The 3863-nt window shown below is 51.8% G+C and carries 6 protein-coding genes; all 6 read right to left on the bottom strand.

The annotated features are described in order from the left end of the window. Positions 1-27: 27 nt before the first annotated feature. Positions 28-261, bottom strand: a complete 234-nt coding sequence (locus tag VGM55_RS10525) for a hypothetical protein (protein ID WP_331635424.1) — start codon at positions 259-261, stop codon at positions 28-30. Between the two features lie 38 nt (positions 262-299). Then, complete coding sequence (gene recA / locus VGM55_RS10530; protein WP_331635425.1) at positions 300-1409, bottom strand: recombinase RecA; 1110 nt, start codon at positions 1407-1409, stop codon at positions 300-302. Between the two features lie 202 nt (positions 1410-1611). Next, entirely contained in the window at positions 1612-2157 is a 546-nt protein-coding gene (locus VGM55_RS10535; protein ID WP_331635426.1) for a replication protein P, read from the bottom strand. Continuing rightward, positions 2069-3073: a DnaT-like ssDNA-binding domain-containing protein gene (locus VGM55_RS10540; protein WP_331635427.1), complete on the bottom strand. Its 1005-nt coding sequence runs from the start codon at positions 3071-3073 to the stop codon at positions 2069-2071. The genes VGM55_RS10535 and VGM55_RS10540 overlap by 89 nt, the downstream gene beginning before the upstream one ends. Positions 3074-3109: 36 nt before the next feature. Further along, positions 3110-3664: a toxin YdaT family protein gene (locus VGM55_RS10545; RefSeq protein WP_331635428.1), complete on the bottom strand. Its 555-nt coding sequence runs from the start codon at positions 3662-3664 to the stop codon at positions 3110-3112. Position 3665: 1 nt separating this feature from the next. Beyond that, the coding region (locus VGM55_RS10550) for a helix-turn-helix transcriptional regulator (protein WP_414648243.1) at positions 3666-3863 on the bottom strand (198 nt) is incomplete at its 5' end.

A 3863-nucleotide genomic window follows, 5' to 3' on the forward strand; every position in this document is an offset into this window, starting at 1 on the left:
TACTGGTTGTTCAGGCCAGTTGACTGATTATACCACGGGGTCAAAGGGTGGAGAAGGACGATAGCCGGCTTTCTCCAGCATCATTGTAAAGAAGGACGGAGAGCCCACAATCTCATCGTCCCTGAGCGGCATAAAAGAACACATGTCTCCCCTGCGATACATCAACGCGCGGTCACACCGGGGGAAATTTTCAAAGCAGGCAATAACAGCCCTGTCCGCACAACGAATTAACGCAAAGCCTGAATCCGGTAGATCGTCCATGTTCCCTCCTCTTTGTATTTATCACAGGCAGTGCAGTATTAATCGTTTTCATAAGTGTCAGTCACTGCTTCCTGCTCATCCGTGGCAACACACGGCATGGAAGCTATCGCGGGGGCGTTGTTCAGTGCTTTTTCCCGGATTTGGTGCGCGATGTCGTCGGCAAGCTCAGGATGTTCTTCAAGCCGCGCTGCTGCTTTTCCACGGCCATTCCCCAGTTTTTCACCGTTGAAGTCGTACCATGCCCCCACTTTATTGATTAATTTTAACTGCACACCAGGGTCAAGGATTTCATCTGCCCGTGAAATGCCTTTGCCAAACATAAGGCGATAGCTTGCCTGTTTAAATGGCGGGGAAACTTTATTTTTGACGACCTTTATCGTGGTGTCTTTTCCGGTGACGACATCACCTTCTTTAATGTTTCGGGACCTGACATCGAGGCGAACGGAGGCGTAAAACTTAAGGGCATTCCCTCCGGTAGTGGTTTCCGGATTACCGAACATCACACCGATTTTCATACGAAGCTGGTTAATGAAAATAACGATGGTTTTTGTTTTACTGATTTCTCCGGCAAGTTTTCGCATGGCCTGTCCCATCATGCGAGCCTGAAGCCCCATCTGTGCATCACCAATCTCCCCCTCAAGTTCGGCTTTTGGCACCAGTGCCGCGACAGAGTCCACCACTATCAACCCAACCGCTCCCGAACGAACCAGCGCGTCGGTGATTTCAAGCGCCTGCTCTCCGGTGTCAGGCTGCGAAATCAGCAGGTTGTCAATATTCACCCCCAACTGCTGAGCGTAACGCGGATCAAGGGCATGCTCTGCATCGATGAAAGCACACTGCCGGCCTTCACGCTGTGCGCTGGCAATGGCAGAGAGAGCCACTGATGTCTTACCTGATGACTCCGGGCCATAAATTTCGGATATGCGTCCAACCGGAAAACCACCGCCCAGCGCAATATCAAGCCCCAGAGAGCCGGTTGTCATCATTTCAACGTTTAAGTGAGGGCTGTCTCCCAGGCGCATAATCGCACCCTTGCCAAAAGCCTTTTCAATCTGCCCAATCGCAACGGACAGCGCCTTCTCCCTTTCTTCCCTGGATGCCGGTTTTGATTTGCCACTAAAAGCCGGTTGTTTCTTTTCAGCAGACATCGTGTTATCTCCTTGTTTCCAGTCAATTAACTGCGCAAATAGATACTGTATATAAAAACAGTACACCGCTAAAAAGAAATAATCAACAGTTTAGAAAATGCGCGTCGCCTGCATGCGGTGGCCTTCCTCTTGCCTTCAGAAAATTGTCCACTCTGGCTTTCGATAATCATCATCAATCCTCTGGTCATTGGTCAAAACTCGATTATTTAATTAAACCTTTCGCTTTGCGGCGTTTGTACTCTTCCATCAGCAACTGCGCTGGCGTGGGTCCCGCCGGATGGTGCGGCGACGCCAGTTGACGTCGGATCGGCGGTACGCTCAGGCCAAGTCCAGCGTGCTTTGTCCACTTTGTGAGTAATTTTTCTGCCAGTCGCTTCAGCTCCCCCTCTGTCATCTGTCGCTCTACGCCGGTTCTGCGCATTTCAATGCAGATGTGATACAGCACCGGCTGAGGCCACGGATATTTGTCGCTTCCCGAATAGCGGTAGGATTCGTTTCGCCAGTTGCGGTATTCCGCCATAACCTGATCGGCTGTGAGCCCGAATGGATTCGCTCCGCTCCCGGAGACCAGCGAAACAAACTCAGCCAGATCAGGAGGCCAGGAGTTCCCCGCAGCGCAGCGTTCCATGCACTGCTGGCAAATCAACTGGATCTGGGCATCAGTCATCGAACCAATCTGGGCAATCCAGAGGGAGGAAGGCTCCGCCCCGTTCTTCTGCGTCCATCGGTTCGAGAATATCTCCCCCATAACCCGCCACAGCTGCCATGCGGTCTTCACCGCCATGAACCCCGTGTCGTCGGCACCATTCCTGATAGGCCGCGTCGATTTGCTGTACAGCTCTGGATGCTGTTGGCTCTGTTCGTACTCCCGCATTGTCGGTACCTCCGGTCTCAGGGTTGTTCCGGGCTTTAGCCCTGCTCAGGTGACGTGCGAACTTCTGTTCCCACTGGATTTGGTGAAATACTTTGCCTTCGGCCTGCCAGTAGGCGATGAAACTGTTAAGCTCCGCTGCCAGATTCAAACCCTGCCTGACAGGCATCCCCCATAACCGGGCCTGCCGACAAAACTCCGGCGAAGGTTTCCATTCTGCAAAAATCGAAAACTTTCCAAATCCCTGCCCGGCAGGAAAACCGAAACCTGGCTGATCAGGATATTCGGGGATCGCTTCAACTGGTTCGACCTGTGAAAAACCAGACTCCCCGTATGAGGGGTTTAGATCTTTATGGTTCCCTGATAGATTCCGTGATCCGTTTTTGGGTGTCTTTAACGGAAAAAACGGGTGTCTTTGGTCATTTTTAACGCACCCGTTTTCGGGTGCCTTCGCCTCAAGGGGGCCGGTTTTGGGTGTCTTTAAAGGCTCCCGTTTTTGGGTGTGTTCAGCATCAACAACACTTTCCTCAATACCGGTCAATCGATACACAGGGATTTGTTTCGTTCTGCCACGCCGTTCCCCGGTGTCTTCAATTAGCCCTGTTTCCATTAAGTGCCGTAAACCGGCATGCACTGTTTTCCTGTCCAGTTCGGTCGCTTCTGCGAGGGCCGCAACCGACGGATAGGCACATAAATCAGCTCCACACATATCCGCCAGCCAGGTTAAAATCGCTTTGCTGGATGACTTTCCGGTCTTAACTTTTTTGGCCCATCGCATTGCGTCAATGCTCATAATCTCTCCCGGTGGTATTCACTGGTCATAACCCGATTACATAAACTGTGGCGAGACGGCGGTGATGCTTGCCAGCAATGGTCCCGCCGCATCTGCCGGCAGCATGCTGAACAGTGCAATAGCCGCTTCCCGGATTTCTTTCTCCAGCTTCTGCAACGGTGCGCCCAGTAGCTTCGCCTGGTGTACTTCGCTGCATTCCTTAATGGCACAGGCCACCAGCTCCGCTTCCGTCATCCCCTTGCGTAGCCCATGTTTTCTGGCAATCTCAACTGGCATTGCGTGCGCAATTGCCGGAGCAAGCTGCATGACGTAACGGTTGTATTTTTGCGAACCCGTTTCATTTTTTAGGTAGCGGTAGAGGTTCTGTTTGTTGACAGTAATGCCGCGCCCATCCTGCTTTTCCCATTGTTCGGCCACCAGCCGCGCGATCTTTTCCTGAGCCTGTCCCGGTAACGTTTGTTCCCATTCGCGTACTGCATCATGGATTATCAGTCGCTTACCGTTATCCCGACGTCGGGGTTGATACTGATTTTGGGTTTTCAGCGAAAAATCCGTCAGTGGGTTATGCTGTTCGAAAATCATGGGCTGCATTTTATTTACTCCGCGACTCGGGGTTCTTCATGGGAAATACGTCATCAAGGGTGCAACTCACCCCAAGTGAATTAAGTGCAGATACGATATGACGGGAATCATCCAGACTGGGAACCCGCAAGGATCTTTCGTAATTGGCTAATCGCGGCTGGTTCCAGCCGGCCTCTCTTGCCAGAGCTTGTTGTGAAATATTGGCTTT

The sequence above is a fragment of the Cedecea sp. genome (genome assembly GCF_036500665.1).
Classification (GTDB): Bacteria; Pseudomonadota; Gammaproteobacteria; order Enterobacterales; family Enterobacteriaceae; genus Cedecea.